Origin of the sequence: Escherichia albertii (assembly GCF_028622335.1) — a bacterium.
Lineage (GTDB): Bacteria > Pseudomonadota > Gammaproteobacteria > Enterobacterales > Enterobacteriaceae > Escherichia > Escherichia albertii.
The window spans coordinates 1,914,674-1,930,127 of the sequence record NZ_CP117568.1 but is presented as its reverse complement, the minus strand read 5'-3'; the positions used below and the strand labels follow the sequence as shown (position 1 = coordinate 1,930,127).

Here is a 15,454-nt window from a genome sequence, read left to right as displayed (position 1 = left end):
TTTCACCAGATGGTACATTCCGCCATCTGGTGAATGTCACATTCCCGAAGGGTGCATACCTTTCGGATACTTCACGCTGTATGAGAATGGCAGACTCACGTTCTCTTTGCCTGACAGTTTCAGCGTCCAGGACAGTTCACCCGTTTTCGCATCAAACTGCGCCTGACCATACTGCATTTTTTCCACCGTAATATCACTATTAGCACTGACTGGGATCTGGTCGAGCAGAGTGATATCCACCGCTTCGCCGTAGCTGTTCTTTACATTGAGGGTGTAACTGAAATTGCGCACCGCGCTGTCATTAAAGATAGATAACGCATTCTCTTTTTTGAGTACGGCTTTACGCTGAATAATCAGCTTGGGATCGCGGTTAAGCTGAATATCCAGCGACTTGCCATCTTCCGGCGGCTGTAAATAGCCCACGCCGGTACGATTGTTACCAAAGAAGATCTGACTTTCGCCGGGGATTAAATTTAACTGTTCCCACTCTTTAATTTGCACCTGGAGATAAGCGTCATTACTGATCTTCGGAATAGCAAAGAAGCGATATTCACCGCTGACCGATTCCTCTTTAATGACCACCGTGCGCGCGGTGTTATCGCTGTCGATTTGCCACGGCAGCGAAAGGGCATAGCGAACATTTTGCGCGGTGAAACTTTCTGGTCGCGCCGAAGCTGGCGCTGCCTGTGCGGCATACTTGCGCCCGGCTTGTCGCTCCCTTGATTTTTGCATCTCTGTCCCCAGGGCTTTCTGCAATTCTGATGCATCCTGGTCAGACGACTCTGGTGAATGCTGTTCCATTACGGGTGTTGCTGAAAGCGAGCCGCTTACACCACCATACTCTGGAACATCCACATACAGAGGTTCCAGGTGTGGCAGGGTGAGATGAGTATCAGGTTCATTTGTCGAGAGCACCATCCTGACGTTTTTCCATGCAAGCCCGGTGTACTGGCGAATGCTGGCCTTATAAACCAGACGAAGCGGTTGGTTGATGGCACTCGCGTGAACATCATAGAGCGGAGTCCATGCGGCATTTGGCGTCATATAGCGCACCACCGCTTTCGCCGTGACGGCTTGGGGGGTATAGACCTTAGCGATAATAACCTGCGGATCATCAGCAGCTTCTGAATCGCCGTTACTCATACTCTCGCGCTGCTCCAGCTTTTCAATTTCAAGCTGATTATCAGCAAGTTTCTGCGTCAACTCATTGTCGGCTCGTAATAATTCACCATTTTTCTCTTTCACCATTTGCAGATACTTGCCAACTTCGGCGGCACTTTTATTGGTTAATGTGCTATTTGCCTCTAATACCTTAATTTGAGCCGCGATATTGTTTTTCTCGGCGGTCAGTTTTGCCTGTTCCATCTTTGCTGCTTTTAACTGTTGCTGAATATCTGACGGCAGCGCATTTGGCTGTGTTTCCATTAGCGCGATACGTGAGGAAAGCACCGCCACTCCGTTATCGATAGAAATGGCGATGCTGTCGTCGGTTACCGAATTGGCAATATTAGTGAAAATAATTTCGCTTTCACCTGCCTGTAAGTTGAGTGTCTCTTCACCTTGCAGGCTGGCACCATGCAGATAAACAGTGACGTCTTTAAGTGTTAGCGGTTGAGTTAACTGTGCCCCCCAGGCGGAGGACAGACACCCGGTAAGCAACATGGCGAGGGGAAAGGGTTTGAAAATCAACATGGTTATCCTTAACAATGGGTACAGACAATGGAACTCGCGCTGGAGTTAACGGAAAGAGTCTATTCCTCTTCAGCAGGAAAAGTGCGGCGAAATGCAGGGATTGTATTCTGAAAAATTGAGAAAAGAGACGCCTGGCGAAAAACGCCAGGCAAGGATGTTAAGGTGCCGGATAAGTATAAACCTGGTGTACAGCTTCAATTTCTGCCAATACTTCCTCGCTTAATTCCAGGTGCAAACTTTCGATGTTAGTTTTCAACTGTTCCATCGTCGTCGCACCCAGCAGGGTACTGGCAACAAATGGTTGACGGCGTACAAAAGCGAGCGCCATCTGAGCCGGATCCAGGCCATGACGTCTGGCGATATCAACATACGCCGCAACGGCTTTTTGCGTTTGTTCACCGCTGTAGCGGGTGAAGCGGCTAAAGAGCGTATTACGTGCGCCAGCGGGTTTTGCACCGTTGAGATATTTTCCGGTCAGCGTACCAAAACCAAGGCATGAATAGGCCAGCAGCTCGACCCCTTCATACTGGCTGACTTCCGCCAGACCGACTTCGAAGCTGCGGTTTAACAGGCTATAGGGATTTTGAATCGTGACGATGCGCGGTAGATCATGTTTATCCGCCAGATGCAGGTAACGCATGACGCCAAATGCGGTTTCATTCGATACGCCGATATAGCGAATTTTCCCCGCCCGTTGGTACTCTGCTAATGCATCCAGCGTGTCGAGCAGAGAAACCGCAGGGGCAGAATCTGTCCAGCTATAGCCAAGTTTGCCAAAGCAGTTGGTTGAGCGCTGCGGCCAGTGCACCTGATAAAGATCGAGGTAATCAGTCTGTAGGCGCTTGAGGCTGTCATGCAGAGCTTCGCGGATATTCTTCCGGTTCAGAGCCTGATCCGGGCGAATACCCTTGTCATTATTGCGCGACGGTCCGCTCACTTTGGAGGCGATAATTAACTTTTCGCGACTGCCATGTTTTGCTAACCAGTTACCAACATAGGTTTCGGTTAACCCCTGAGTTTCGGGGCGTGGCGGGACAGGGTACATCTCGGCGACGTCAATAAGGTTAATGCCCTGAGCAACGGCATAGTTGAGTTGTGCGTGGGCGTCGGCTTCGCTGTTCTGTTCACCAAACGTCATCGTGCCAAGCCCCAGCGTGCTGACTTCCAGCGAACTGTGGGGTATACGGTGATATTGCATAGCCGTTTCCTTTTTATAATCACGACATAAGGAATATAAAAATGGCAGAGGGAAGGGAAAAGGGAAAGCGAAAAATCTTAAGGCCAGCCAGATGCTGACCTTATTTGTTAACGTTCAATAATTTGCGAAATATCATCACGATTAATTTGCATAGCGTTACCTTGCTGATCGTGATAGCTCACCAGTCCGGTGTCATCATCAATTTCAGGCTTTCCATCGGTCAGGATCATTCGGCCATCTTTGGTTGCCATAACATAATCACTGGAACACCCGGAAACGGCAAATGCCAGTCCGACTGCGGAAATCACAACTGCCCATTTTTTCATCCGGTTATCCTCATTAATCCCATCAATGATAATAGTCTGTTTATAATCCGACGCTATATATCTTGAAAGCAGGAAAATCTTAAACTGTGGGGATGAGGGGCAGGCGTTCGCTCTCCTGCAGGAGAGCGAACGGAATATCAGAGCGGATTCTTTTTATTGCGAATCAGGTTGAGACTTTCCACCGCAATCGAGAAGAACATGGCGAAATAGATGTAACCTTTTGGAACGTGGATATCGAAACTTTCCAGAATCAAGGTGAAGCCCACCAGAATCAGGAAAGAAAGCGCCAGCATTTTTACCGAAGGGTGGCGCTCGACAAAATCACCAATCGAACGTGCGGCGAACATCATTACACCCACAGCAATCACTACCGCCGCCATCATAATGAACAGATGATCTGACAGACCTACGGCAGTAATCACTGAGTCGAGGCTGAAAATAATATCCAGCAGCATAATCTGCACGATAGCGCCGAGGAACGAGGTGACGCGTGTTTTCATCCCTTCTTCTTCGCCTTCGATGGACTCGTGGATCTCTTTACTGGCTTTCCAGATAAGGAACAGGCCGCCCATCAGCAGAATTAAATCACGGGCGGAAATTTCCTGACTGAATATAGTAAAAAGCGGATTGGTCAATCGCGTTACCCAGGCGATCGACGCCAGCAGCGCCAGACGCATGACCATGGCTCCCGCCAGCCCAAGACGTCGTGCGTGACCGCGTTGCGCGGTGGGTAACTTTGAAACCACCAGAGAAAGGAAAATAATATTGTCGATCCCAAGTACGATCTCCAGCAGCGTCAGCGTACCGAGCGCAAGCCAGGCGTTAGGATCGGTTATCCATGCAAATAACATCTAAAAAGCCCTGCCAAAAAAATGAAGCGGTAATTATATGCCCGGAATGCAGTAGGTCAAAGCGATGGCTGTTGGATCAGAAAATGACGCGCCAGCAGCGCGCCGGTGAAATTCTTCTTCAGATAAAAGCCGCGCGGCAGTGTCAGAATAGGTTCGCCTCGGGAACCAATGGCTTCGGTCAGGGCTTTCGCATTCGCTGCTTTTGGTCGTATCTGTAAATATTCCCCGTGGCGAGCGGTAATCCGTTCAACCTGACCGAGGACAATCATATCCATCAATTCTTCCCAGTCTTCACGTAGCTGTCGGTCTTCTTCTTCATTTGGGCTCCACAGCAATGGCGCTCCCACGCGACGTTGTGCCAGCGGGATACTGCGTTCGCCTTCGACCGGTATCCACAGTACCCGTTTTAGTTTGTGGCGCACGTGGCTGGTTTCCCAGGTGACGCCGCTATTGCCGGTTAACGGTGCAACGCATACGAAGGTGGTTTCCAGTGGGCGGCCAAGGCTATCCACAGGAATAGTTTTAAGTTCTACGCCCAGAGCTGCAAAATCTTGTTCAGGTTTACTCCCTGCGCTGGCCCCGAGCCAGATTTCCAGCAGTACGCCGATCCAGCCCTTATCACGCTTTAAATTCTCCGGCGTAACCAGCCCTGCAAGCGCCGCCAGTTCCCCCAATGTATAACCAGAAAGTTGCTGTGCTTGCGCTAATAACTGCGCTTCAGTTTCGGGGGGAGAGAGCAACGGGCGTGGTTGGGACATGATGTGATACCTTGGTTGAAAAACAAACAGCCATTCTATACCGGATATTCGCAGTGTAACTTTTTCCACATGTGTTGTTCAATTCTATGATTTATATTGCTTTTTAGGGAGTAGAGAATCCAGTTGCGCAACACATCAATAGGTTTTCCAAATCTGGTCACTGAAAATAAACAGGATCTTACACCATGTTATCCACAGAAAGCTGGGATAACTGTGAAAAACCTCCACTACTGTTTCCATTTACAGCCTTGACGTGCGACGAAACTCCAGTTTTTAGTGGTTCGGTGCTTAACTTAGTGGCACATTCTGTGGATAAATACGGCATTGGTTGATCTTTCGCCAACCCGTAAAAGAGCGGTGTGACTTGGGTCACATATTCGTCTGTTTTATTACTAAAATTGCGCATAATGAATTGATATATAATGAATATTTTGAAGTGTCTTTATCGAGGTTATTCAGAATGCTCTGGGTTTTCCCGCGGTAATTCCGTAGTTCTTCACAACTCTATCCACAGAAAAGGTGAATAAAAACGGCTATCCCCCCCTACCTCTGTTTATAACTCAGCGCTTAGCTGTGAGTTATTCAATTGTTATTAGTGTGTAATGCCCTGCAGAGAGTGGTTTACCGCCTTCCAGGAGTATGAAACAATCATTCGTATATAAAGCTTTATTTTGAGGTAGTCCGGTGATTGATGACGATGGCTACCGCCCAAACGTAGGTATTGTGATTTGTAATCGTCAGGGGCAGGTCATGTGGGCCCGGCGATTTGGTCAGCACTCCTGGCAATTTCCACAAGGCGGGATTAACCCAGGAGAATCCGCAGAACAGGCGATGTACCGTGAATTGTTTGAAGAAGTAGGATTAAGCCGTAAAGACGTTCGAATCCTTGCTTCAACGCGTAACTGGTTGCGCTACAAATTACCGAAACGTTTGGTGCGTTGGGACACGAAGCCGGTTTGTATCGGCCAAAAACAAAAATGGTTTCTCTTGCAGCTAGTGAGCGGCGATGCGGAAATCAATATGCAAACCAGCAGTACACCTGAGTTTGACGGCTGGCGGTGGGTAAGTTACTGGTATCCGGTCAGACAGGTGGTGTCATTTAAACGTGATGTTTACCGTAGGGTAATGAAAGAGTTCGCGAGTGTTGTGATGGCGCTGCAGGAAAATACGCCTAAACCGCAAAACGCATCTGCTTATCGACGTAAAAGAGGTTAAGTCACGCCAATTATGCTCACTCGCCTGCGCGAAATAGTCGAAAAGGTAGCCAGCGCACCACGCCTGAATGAGGCGTTAAATATTCTGGTTACCGACATCTGTCTTGCGATGGATACTGAGGTCTGTTCGGTCTACCTGGCCGATCACGACCGACGTTGTTACTACCTGATGGCGACCCGGGGATTAAAAAAACCACGTGGTCGCACTGTAACGCTTGCGTTTGATGAAGGGATCGTCGGCCTGGTTGGCAGGCTGGCGGAACCAATAAACCTTGCGGATGCGCAAAAGCACCCCAGCTTCAAATATATTCCCTCCGTAAAAGAAGAACGTTTTCGCGCGTTTTTAGGTGTCCCGATTATTCAGCGCCGCCAGTTGCTTGGCGTGCTGGTGGTGCAGCAACGTGAGCTGCGCCAGTACGACGAAAGCGAAGAATCCTTCCTGGTTACGCTCGCCACCCAAATGGCCGCTATTCTTTCCCAGTCGCAGCTAGCTGCGTTATTCGGACAATATCGCCAGACGAGAATTCGTGCATTACCCGCATCTCCCGGCATTGCTATTGCTGAGGGGTGGCAGGACGCGACGCTGCCGCTCATGGAACAGGTATATCAGGCGTCTACGCTGGACCCCGCGCTGGAACGCGAACGGTTGACCGGTGCTCTGGAAGAGGCGGCTAACGAATTTCGTCGCTATAGCAAACGCTTTGCTGCCGGAGCGCAGAAAGAGACTGCGGCGATTTTCGATCTCTACTCGCACTTGCTTTCCGATACGCGTCTGCGTCGTGAACTGTTTGCCGAAGTTGATAAAGGCTCGATCGCCGAATGGGCGGTGAAAACAGTAATTGAAAAATTTGCCGAACAATTCGCTGCATTAAGCGATAACTACCTCAAAGAGCGGGCCGGCGATTTACGTGCGCTGGGCCAGCGTTTACTGTTTCACCTTGATGATACCAACCAGGGAGCAAACGCCTGGCCGGAACGTTTCATCCTGGTCGCCGAAGAACTATCAGCGACAACTCTTGCGGAGCTGCCGCAGGATCGCTTAGTTGGCGTTGTCGTTCGCGATGGTGCTGCTAACTCTCATGCTGCAATTATGGTACGCGCACTGGGGATCCCCACTGTGATGGGAGCGGACATTCAGCCTTCGGTGTTGCACTGCCGGACGTTGATCGTTGACGGCTATCGTGGGGAGTTGTTGGTCGACCCGGAGCCGGTGCTGCTGCAAGAGTATCAGAGGCTGATTAGCGAGGAGGTTGAGCTTAGCCGTCTGGCGGAAGATGACGTCAATTTACCCGCGCAGTTAAAAAGCGGCGAGCGCATCAAAATTATGCTCAATGCGGGGTTAAGCCCGGAACATGAAGAAAAACTGGGCAGTCGTATTGATGGTATCGGTCTTTATCGCACCGAAATCCCCTTTATGCTGCAAAGCGGCTTCCCGTCGGAAGAAGAGCAAGTGGCGCAGTATCAGGGAATGTTGCAAATGTTCAATGATAAGCCCGTAACCCTGCGTACGCTGGATGTCGGTGCTGATAAGCAACTGCCTTATATGCCGATCAGCGAGGAAAACCCTTGTCTTGGCTGGCGTGGAATTCGCATTACACTCGATCAGCCGGAGATCTTCTTAATCCAGGTGCGAGCGATGCTGCGTGCTAATGCTGCCACGGGCAATCTGAGTATTTTATTGCCGATGGTGACCAGTCTGGACGAGGTTGACGAAGCGCGACGCCTGATTGAACGTGCCGGGCGTGAAGTCGAAGAGATGATCGGTTATGCCATTCCTAAACCACGCATTGGGATCATGCTGGAAGTCCCGTCAATGGTATTTATGTTGCCGCAACTGGCGAAACGGGTAGATTTTATCTCAGTTGGCACCAACGATCTGACGCAGTATATTCTGGCCGTCGATCGCAATAACACACGTGTAGCGAACATTTATGACAGCCTGCATCCTGCGATGTTGCGGGCACTGGCGATGATCGCCAGAGAGGCTGAAACGCAGGGCGTTGATCTTCGTTTGTGTGGTGAGATGGCGGGTGATCCAATGTGTGTGGCAATCCTCATCGGACTGGGTTACCGCCATTTGTCCATGAACGGGCGATCTGTCGCACGCGTGAAATACTTGTTGCGACGTATTGATTTTACTGAGGCGGAAAATCTTGCCCAGCGTAGTCTGGAAGCGCAATTGGCAGCCGAAGTTCGCCACCAGGTTGCGGCATTTATGGAGCGTCGTGGTATGGGCGGGTTAATTCGTGGAGGGCTTTAGCGCGGCTCGTATACATATCTTTTAACGGTATCCGGCAACCAGCCTGGTCCCCTTGTGCTATTATTCGCACCTTTGGAGCGCCAGAAACCTGCGGCGCGCATTTCAATCGCTGTTCTCTTTCAGCGAAATAACAAGAACTTGTGGTGACAGATGACCAGTAGCTATCTGCATTTTCCGGAATTCGATCCGGTCATTTTCTCAATAGGCCCCGTAGCGCTTCACTGGTACGGCCTGATGTATCTGGTGGGTTTCATTTTTGCGATGTGGCTGGCAACGCGTCGGGCGAATCGCCCAGGCAGCGGCTGGACCAAAAATGAAGTTGAAAACTTACTTTATGCGGGCTTCCTCGGCGTTTTCCTTGGTGGACGTATTGGTTATGTTCTGTTCTACAACTTCCCACAGTTTATGGACGATCCGTTGTATCTGTTCCGTGTCTGGGACGGCGGAATGTCTTTCCATGGCGGCCTGATTGGCGTAATTGTGGTGATGATTATCTTTGCTCGCCGCACCAAACGTTCTTTCTTCCAGGTGTCTGATTTTATCGCGCCGCTTATTCCATTTGGCCTTGGCGCCGGGCGTCTGGGTAACTTTATTAACGGTGAGTTGTGGGGCCGCGTCGATCCTAACTTCCCGTTCGCGATGTTGTTTCCTGGTTCCCGTACCGAAGATATTCTTTTGCTGCAAACTCATCCGCAATGGCAATCTATTTTCGATACTTACGGCGTGCTTCCGCGCCATCCCTCGCAACTGTATGAACTGCTGCTTGAAGGTGTGGTGCTGTTTATCATCCTTAACCTGTACATTCGCAAACCGCGTCCAATGGGAGCGGTTTCTGGCTTGTTCCTGATTGGCTATGGCGCGTTTCGTATCATCGTTGAGTTCTTCCGCCAGCCTGACGCGCAGTTTACCGGCGCCTGGGTACAGTACATCAGCATGGGACAAATTCTTTCTATCCCGATGATTGTCGCGGGTGTGATCATGATGGTCTGGGCGTATCGTCGCAGTCCACAGCAACACGTTTCCTGAGGAACCATGAAACAGTATTTAGAACTGATGCAAAAAGTGCTCGACGAAGGCACACAGAAAAACGACCGTACCGGAACCGGAACGCTTTCCATCTTTGGCCATCAGATGCGTTTTAACCTGCAGGATGGATTTCCGCTGGTGACAACCAAACGTTGCCATCTGCGTTCCATCATCCACGAATTGCTGTGGTTCTTGCAGGGCGACACCAATATTGCTTATCTGCATGAAAACAATGTCACTATCTGGGACGAATGGGCCGATGAAAATGGCGATCTTGGCCCGGTGTATGGCAAACAGTGGCGTGCCTGGCCTACGCCGGATGGTCGTCATATTGACCAGATCACTACGGTGCTGAACCAGTTAAAAAACGATCCAGATTCCCGTCGTATTATTGTTTCGGCATGGAACGTGGGCGAACTGGATAAAATGGCGCTGGCCCCGTGCCATGCCTTCTTCCAGTTTTATGTGGCAGATGGCAAACTCTCTTGTCAGCTTTATCAGCGTTCCTGCGATGTCTTCCTTGGTCTGCCATTTAACATCGCCAGCTACGCGTTACTGGTACATATGATGGCGCAGCAGTGCGATCTGGAAGTGGGCGATTTTGTCTGGACCGGTGGCGACACGCACCTGTACAGCAATCATATGGATCAAACCCATCTGCAATTAAGCCGCGAACCGCGTCCGTTGCCGAAGTTGATTATCAAACGTAAACCTGAATCCATCTTCGATTACCGTTTCGAAGACTTCGAGATTGAAGGTTACGATCCGCACCCGGGCATTAAAGCTCCGGTTGCTATCTGATTTACGAAACATCCTGCCAGAACCGACGCCAGTGTGTGTCGGTTTTTTTTGTCCTCCGTCAAATTCTTCGAGACGCCTTCCCAAAATTTTGCAACGCCCTGCAACAGCGTAAATAGTCCTGAAGATGCGCCGAAGAAACAGAAACCGGGCCTCGCCTTTTTTTCGGTTCGCCGCATACTGCCGACATGAAAAAACAACGTGGTTATACGCTGATTGAAACGCTGGTTGCGATGCTGATTCTGGTCATGCTAAGCGCAAGTGGGCTTTATGGCTGGCAATACTGGCAGCAGTCGCAACGGTTATGGCAAACCGCCAGCCAGGCGCGGGATTATTTGCTCTATTTGCGTGAGGATGCCAACTGGCGTAATCGCGACCACACTATCAGCGTTATCAGGGAGGGAACGTCATGGTGTCTTGTCAGTGCCGCTGCAGGGGCGAATACCTGCTATACCCGTTCTCCATTGGTCTTTTCGCCGCGCTGGCCCGAAGTCGAAATGAGCAATATAACGCCTTCACTAACCTTCTTTGGCCTGCGCAATACGGCCTGGGCCGGGCATATTCGTCTCAAAAATTCATCAGGCGAATGGTGGCTGGTGGTGTCCGCATGGGGAAGGATTCGACTATGCCAACGCGGAGAAACAGAAGGATGCCTGTAAAAGAGAACGGATTTTCACTGTTGGAAGTTCTGATTGCGATGGTGATTAGCAGCATATTACTGCTGGGAGCAGCGCGCTTTTTGCCTGCATTACAGCGTGAAAGTTTGACGAACACCCGAAAATTGGCGCTGGAAGATGAAATCTGGCAACGGGTATACACCGTCGCGAAGCATCTGCAACGAGCAGGGTATTGCCGGGGAACCTGTTTGGGAGAAGGGCTGGTTATTGCCGGGCAAGGAGATTGTATCATTGTGCAGTGGGATGCAAACAGTAACGGTATTTGGGAGCGTGAGCCGGTAAAAGAGTCCGACCAGACCGCATTTCGTCTGAAAGACAACGTGCTGGAAACCTTGCGCGGCACGACATCTTGTGAAGGTAAGGGATGGGATAAAGTTACTAACCCGGATGCTGTCATCATCAACGCTTTTCAGGTCGTGCGTCAGGAGAACAGTGGTTTCCCACCTGTGCTGACCGTCAATATGCGCGGCGCCAGCAAGACCAATCCGCAAATCGTGGTGGATGCCAGCTACAGCATAACGGGGTTCAACCTGTGAACCGCGAACGCGGTGTTTCATCATTGGCACTGGTTCTGATGTTGCTGATATTAGGTAGTTTGCTGCTACAAGGAATGAGCCAGCAAGATCGCAGTTTTGCCTCTCGTGTGACGATGGAAAGCCAGTCATTGCGTCGTCAGGCCATTGTGCAGTCGGCGTTGGAGTGGGGGAAAATACACGTCTGGCAAGCAGCACAACCAACGGTTCAGTGTTTGCAGTATGCCGCAATCAATGCTCAGGTTTGCTTGCGTTTACTGGTGGATAATGAAATTTTGCTGATGGCCAGTTATGACGGTGTTTCATTGTGGCGAACGGGGAATGTCATTAATGGACAAACTGTTTTTTCGCCATATGGCTGGAGTGATTTTTGTCCGCTGAAAGAGGGGGCGTTATGTCAGCTTCCCTGAAGCATCAGCACGGTTTTAGTTTGCCAGAAGTCATTTTGGCGATGGTACTCATGGTGGGGATTGTCACGGCGTTATCTGGCTACCAGCGCACATTAAGCACCAGCATTGCCAGCAGAAATCAGTACCAACAACTCTGGCGATATGCCTGGCAGCAGACTCAACTGCGTGCGATTTCGCCACCTGCAAACTGGCAAGTCAACCGAATGCAGACATCGCAGGCGGGATGTGTCAGCATCAGCGTTACGCTGTTTTCACCAGGGGGCAGAGAAGGCGAAATGACCCGTCTGCATTGCCCAAATCGTTAGTAGTCAGGAGCCGCTATGTTAAGGGTCTACCATTCCAATCGTCTGGATGTGCTGGAAGCGTTGATGGAGTTTATCGTCGAACGTGAACGGCTGGGCGATCCCTTCGAACCTGAAATGATTCTGGTGCAAAGTACCGGTATGGCACAGTGGCTACAGATGACTCTGGCGCAAAAGTTCGGTATTGCGGCGAACATTGATTTTCCGCTGCCTGCAAGCTTTATCTGGGATATGTTCGTTCGTGTTTTACCGGATATCCCGAAAGAGAGCGCCTTTAATAAGCAGAGCATGAGCTGGAAATTGATGTCTCTGCTACCGCAACTGCTGGAGCATGAAGATTTTACACTGTTGCGTCATTACCTGACTGACGATAATGACAAGCGGAAATTATTTCAGCTTTCTTCCAAAGCTGCAGACCTGTTTGACCAGTATCTGGTTTATCGCCCGGACTGGCTAACTCAATGGGAAGCTGGGCGTTTGGTCGAAGGGCTTGGGGAAGCGCAGGCCTGGCAAGCGCCGTTGTGGAAGGCGCTGGTGGAATATACTAATGAACTGGGGCAACCGCACTGGCACCGCGCCAATCTCTACCAGCGCTTTATCGAAACGCTGGAGTCTGCAACCACTTGTCCGTCAGGGCTACCTTCACGCGTCTTTATATGCGGCATTTCTGCACTACCGCCGGTTTATCTCCAGGCGCTACAGGCGCTGGGTAAACATATTGAAATCTACCTTCTGTTTACCAACCCTTGTCGTTATTACTGGGGTGATATTAAAGATCCTGCTTATCTGGCGAAACTACTGACCCGCCAGCGCCGACACAGTTTTGAAGATCGCGAATTGCCGTTATTCCGCGATAGCGAAAATGCCGGGCAGTTATTTAACAGTGATGGTGAACAGGATATTGGCAACCCGCTGCTGGCCTCATGGGGTAAGCTGGGACGCGACTATATCTATCTACTTTCCGATCTGGAAAGCAGCCAGGAACTGGACGCCTTTGTCGATGTGACGCCAGACAATCTACTGCATAACATCCAGTCCGACATTCTGGAACTGGAAAACCGTGCCGTTGCTGGCGTGAATCTGGAAGAGTTTTCCCGCAGCGATAACAAACGTTTACTGGATCCACAAGATAACAGCATTACCTTCCATGTCTGCCACAGTCCGCAGCGCGAAGTTGAAGTGTTGCATGATCGTCTGCTGGCGATGCTGGAAGAAGATCCGACACTCACTCCGCGTGACATCATTGTGATGGTGGCTGATATCGACAGCTACAGCCCGTTTATTCAGGCGGTGTTCGGCAGTGCACCGGCAGATCGTTATTTACCTTATGCTATTTCTGACCGTCGGGCGCGGCAGTCGCATCCGGTACTGGAAGCGTTTATCAGTTTATTATCGTTACCCGATAGTCGCTTTGTCTCAGAGGATGTGCTGGCGCTGCTGGACGTTCCGGTACTGGCCGCACGATTTGATATTAACGAAGAAGGACTGCGTTATTTGCGCCAGTGGGTTAATGAATCCGGTATTCGCTGGGGTATTGACGATGACAACGTTCGGGAGCTGGAGTTGCCTGCTACCGGGCAACACACCTGGCGATTTGGCCTGACGCGCATGTTGTTGGGCTACGCGATGGAGAGCGCCCAGGGCGAGTGGCAATCAGTTCTCCCTTATGATGAATCGAGCGGCTTGATTGCGGAGCTGGTGGGGCATCTGGCTTCACTGCTGATGCAGCTCAGCATCTGGCGTCGCGGTCTGGCACAGGAGCGTCCGCTGGAAGAGTGGTTGCCGGTTTGTCGCGACATGCTCAATGCCTTCTTCCTGCCGGATGCGGAAACTGAAGCGGCGATGACGCTTATAGAGCAACAATGGCAAGCGATCATCGCTGAAGGTCTGGGAGCGCAGTATGGTGACGCGGTGCCGTTATCTCTGCTTCGCGATGAGCTGGCGCAACGCCTGGATCAGGAACGTATCAGTCAGCGTTTCCTTGCTGGTCCGGTCAACATTTGTACGCTAATGCCAATGCGCTCAATTCCGTTCAAAGTGGTCTGTCTGCTGGGAATGAACGACGGCGTTTACCCTCGTCAACTGGCGCCGCTGGGCTTTGATCTCATGAGTCAGAAGCCGAGGCGTGGCGATCGTAGTCGTCGCGATGACGACCGCTATCTGTTTCTGGAAGCGTTAATTTCTGCGCAGCAAAAACTTTATATCAGCTATATCGGGCGTTCCATTCAGGATAACAGTGAACGTTTCCCGTCGGTGCTGGTGCAGGAACTAATTGATTATATTGGGCAAAGTCACTATCTACCGGGCGATGAAGAGCTTAACTGTGATGAAAGCGAGGCTCGGGTAAAAGAGCATCTTACTTGCCTCCATACCCGGATGCCGTTTGATCCGCAAAACTACCAGCCTGGCGAACGACAAAGCTATGCACGTGAATGGCTACCGGCAGCCAGTCAGGCAGGCAAGGCGCATTCTGAATTTGTCCAGCCGCTGCCGTTTACTTTGCCAGAAACCGTACCGCTGGAGACGTTACAACGGTTCTGGGCGCATCCAGTGCGGGCATTTTTCCAGATGCGTTTGCAGGTGAACTTCCGCACTGAAGAGAGCGAAATCCCTGACACCGAGCCATTTATTCTGGAAGGGCTTAGCCGTTATCAAATTAACCAGCAGCTATTAAATGCGCTGGTCGAGCAGGACGATGCAGAGCGCTTGTTCCGCCGCTTCCGGGCAGCAGGAGATTTGCCATATGGCGCATTTGGGGAAATTTTCTGGGAAACGCAATGCCAGGAGATGCAGCAGCTTGCTGACAGAGTCATTGCCTGTCGACAGCCGGGACAAAGTATGGAAATTGATCTCGACTGCTACGGCGTGCAGATAACAGGTTGGTTGCCGCAGGTTCAATCGGATGGTCTGTTGCGCTGGCGTCCCTCTTTATTAAGTGTGGCGCAGGGAATGCAACTTTGGCTGGAACACCTTGTCTATTGTGCCAGCGGTGGCAAAGGTGAGAGTCGCCTTTTCCTGCGCAAAGACGGGGAGTGGCGCTTTCCGCCGCTGGAAGCAGAACAGGCCTTACATTACCTCTCGCAACTGGTTGAGGGATATCGTGAAGGAATGTCTGCGCCGTTGTTGGTATTACCCGAAAGCGGCGGCGCATGGCTAAAAACCTGTTATGACGCCGAAAGTGATGTGGTGTTGGATGACGACTCCACGTTACAAAAAGCCCGTTCAAAATTCCTTCAGGTTTATGAAGGCAACATGATGGTGCGTGGCGAAGGCGATGACATCTGGTATCAGAGGCTCTGGCGGCAATTAACGCCGGAGACAATGGACGCCATAGTAGAACAATCGCAGCGTTACCTGCTACCGCTGTTTCGTTTTAATCTGTCATAAGTGCTGTATAAAAATTGCGCAG

15 protein-coding genes are annotated in these 15,454 nt (G+C 50.8%); 10 read left to right on the top strand and 5 right to left on the bottom strand.

All coding sequences use genetic code 11. The features are described 5' to 3' along the window. Positions 1-36: 36 nt before the first annotated feature. The 5 genes from PS053_RS09400 to mutH form a co-directional block, all read right to left on the bottom strand. On the bottom strand, positions 37-1,692 hold the full coding sequence (locus tag PS053_RS09400) for a DUF4139 domain-containing protein (protein ID WP_256878868.1): 1,656 nt from the start codon (positions 1,690-1,692) through the stop codon (positions 37-39). A gap of 157 nt (positions 1,693-1,849) precedes the next feature. Then, positions 1,850-2,890, bottom strand: coding sequence for an NADP(H)-dependent aldo-keto reductase (locus PS053_RS09395; RefSeq protein WP_059253552.1), 1,041 nt, complete (start codon positions 2,888-2,890; stop codon positions 1,850-1,852). A 107-nt stretch (positions 2,891-2,997) separates the two neighbouring features. Beyond that, a complete protein-coding gene (ygdR, locus tag PS053_RS09390; protein WP_000758661.1) occupies positions 2,998-3,216 on the bottom strand; it encodes a lipoprotein YgdR in 219 nt (72 codons plus the stop codon). Positions 3,217-3,353: 137 nt separating this feature from the next. Further along, positions 3,354-4,067 carry a TerC family protein gene (locus PS053_RS09385; RefSeq protein ID WP_000895639.1) on the bottom strand — a complete coding sequence of 238 codons (714 nt, stop codon included), beginning with the start codon at positions 4,065-4,067 and terminating at the stop codon, positions 3,354-3,356. Between the two features lie 56 nt (positions 4,068-4,123). After that, complete coding sequence (gene mutH / locus PS053_RS09380; RefSeq protein ID WP_000082179.1) at positions 4,124-4,825, bottom strand: DNA mismatch repair endonuclease MutH; 702 nt, start codon at positions 4,823-4,825, stop codon at positions 4,124-4,126. A gap of 185 nt (positions 4,826-5,010) precedes the next feature. Between mutH and ygdT the strand changes: the two genes are divergently transcribed. From ygdT to recC, 10 genes are all read left to right on the top strand, one after another. Next, the gene (gene ygdT, locus PS053_RS09375) at positions 5,011-5,157 is read left to right on the top strand and encodes a protein YgdT (RefSeq protein ID WP_000953278.1); all 147 of its coding nucleotides are present in this window, start codon (positions 5,011-5,013) and stop codon (positions 5,155-5,157) included. Between the two features lie 352 nt (positions 5,158-5,509). Beyond that, on the top strand, positions 5,510-6,040 hold the full coding sequence (rppH, locus tag PS053_RS09370) for an RNA pyrophosphohydrolase (RefSeq protein ID WP_000564487.1): 531 nt from the start codon (positions 5,510-5,512) through the stop codon (positions 6,038-6,040). A gap of 12 nt (positions 6,041-6,052) precedes the next feature. Next, the gene (ptsP, locus tag PS053_RS09365) at positions 6,053-8,299 is read left to right on the top strand and encodes a phosphoenolpyruvate--protein phosphotransferase (protein ID WP_000957896.1); all 2,247 of its coding nucleotides are present in this window, start codon (positions 6,053-6,055) and stop codon (positions 8,297-8,299) included. Between the two features lie 150 nt (positions 8,300-8,449). Beyond that, positions 8,450-9,325, top strand: a complete 876-nt coding sequence (gene lgt, locus PS053_RS09360) for a prolipoprotein diacylglyceryl transferase (protein WP_000204664.1) — start codon at positions 8,450-8,452, stop codon at positions 9,323-9,325. Between the two features lie 6 nt (positions 9,326-9,331). Continuing rightward, a complete protein-coding gene (thyA, locus tag PS053_RS09355) occupies positions 9,332-10,126 on the top strand; it encodes a thymidylate synthase (RefSeq protein WP_000816232.1) in 795 nt (264 codons plus the stop codon). Between the two features lie 185 nt (positions 10,127-10,311). Continuing rightward, entirely contained in the window at positions 10,312-10,782 is a 471-nt protein-coding gene (locus tag PS053_RS09350) for a prepilin peptidase-dependent protein (RefSeq protein WP_000744693.1), read from the top strand. Beyond that, positions 10,773-11,336, top strand: coding sequence for a prepilin peptidase-dependent protein (locus PS053_RS09345; protein ID WP_001144292.1), 564 nt, complete (start codon positions 10,773-10,775; stop codon positions 11,334-11,336). The genes PS053_RS09350 and PS053_RS09345 overlap by 10 nt, the downstream gene beginning before the upstream one ends. Beyond that, positions 11,333-11,743: a DUF2509 family protein gene (locus PS053_RS09340; RefSeq protein WP_256878869.1), complete on the top strand. Its 411-nt coding sequence runs from the start codon at positions 11,333-11,335 to the stop codon at positions 11,741-11,743. The genes PS053_RS09345 and PS053_RS09340 overlap by 4 nt, the downstream gene beginning before the upstream one ends. Then, positions 11,728-12,048 (top strand): prepilin-type N-terminal cleavage/methylation domain-containing protein, encoded by a 321-nt coding sequence (locus PS053_RS09335; protein WP_059253556.1) that lies wholly within the window; start codon positions 11,728-11,730, stop codon positions 12,046-12,048. Before PS053_RS09340 ends, PS053_RS09335 begins: the two co-directional genes overlap by 16 nt. Positions 12,049-12,063: 15 nt before the next feature. Next, positions 12,064-15,432, top strand: a complete 3,369-nt coding sequence (recC, locus tag PS053_RS09330; RefSeq protein ID WP_059228161.1) for an exodeoxyribonuclease V subunit gamma — start codon at positions 12,064-12,066, stop codon at positions 15,430-15,432. Positions 15,433-15,454 lie beyond the last annotated feature (22 nt).

What these genes read in the sequence shown, in the direction of transcription:
- PS053_RS09395 (WP_059253552.1), bottom strand. Translation starts at nt 2,890, where the DNA reads ATGCAATATCACCGTATACCCCACAGTTCGCTGGAAGTCAGCACGCTG.
- lgt (WP_000204664.1), top strand. Translation starts at nt 8,450, where the DNA reads ATGACCAGTAGCTATCTGCATTTTCCGGAATTCGATCCGGTCATTTTC.
- PS053_RS09345 (WP_001144292.1), top strand. Translation starts at nt 10,773, where the DNA reads ATGCCTGTAAAAGAGAACGGATTTTCACTGTTGGAAGTTCTGATTGCG.
- ygdT (WP_000953278.1), top strand. Translation starts at nt 5,011, where the DNA reads ATGTTATCCACAGAAAGCTGGGATAACTGTGAAAAACCTCCACTACTG.
- PS053_RS09400 (WP_256878868.1), bottom strand. Translation starts at nt 1,692, where the DNA reads ATGTTGATTTTCAAACCCTTTCCCCTCGCCATGTTGCTTACCGGGTGT.
- ygdR (WP_000758661.1), bottom strand. Translation starts at nt 3,216, where the DNA reads ATGAAAAAATGGGCAGTTGTGATTTCCGCAGTCGGACTGGCATTTGCC.
- mutH (WP_000082179.1), bottom strand. Translation starts at nt 4,825, where the DNA reads ATGTCCCAACCACGCCCGTTGCTCTCTCCCCCCGAAACTGAAGCGCAG.
- PS053_RS09350 (WP_000744693.1), top strand. Translation starts at nt 10,312, where the DNA reads ATGAAAAAACAACGTGGTTATACGCTGATTGAAACGCTGGTTGCGATG.
- thyA (WP_000816232.1), top strand. Translation starts at nt 9,332, where the DNA reads ATGAAACAGTATTTAGAACTGATGCAAAAAGTGCTCGACGAAGGCACA.
- PS053_RS09335 (WP_059253556.1), top strand. Translation starts at nt 11,728, where the DNA reads ATGTCAGCTTCCCTGAAGCATCAGCACGGTTTTAGTTTGCCAGAAGTC.
- PS053_RS09385 (WP_000895639.1), bottom strand. Translation starts at nt 4,067, where the DNA reads ATGTTATTTGCATGGATAACCGATCCTAACGCCTGGCTTGCGCTCGGT.
- recC (WP_059228161.1), top strand. Translation starts at nt 12,064, where the DNA reads ATGTTAAGGGTCTACCATTCCAATCGTCTGGATGTGCTGGAAGCGTTG.
- ptsP (WP_000957896.1), top strand. Translation starts at nt 6,053, where the DNA reads ATGCTCACTCGCCTGCGCGAAATAGTCGAAAAGGTAGCCAGCGCACCA.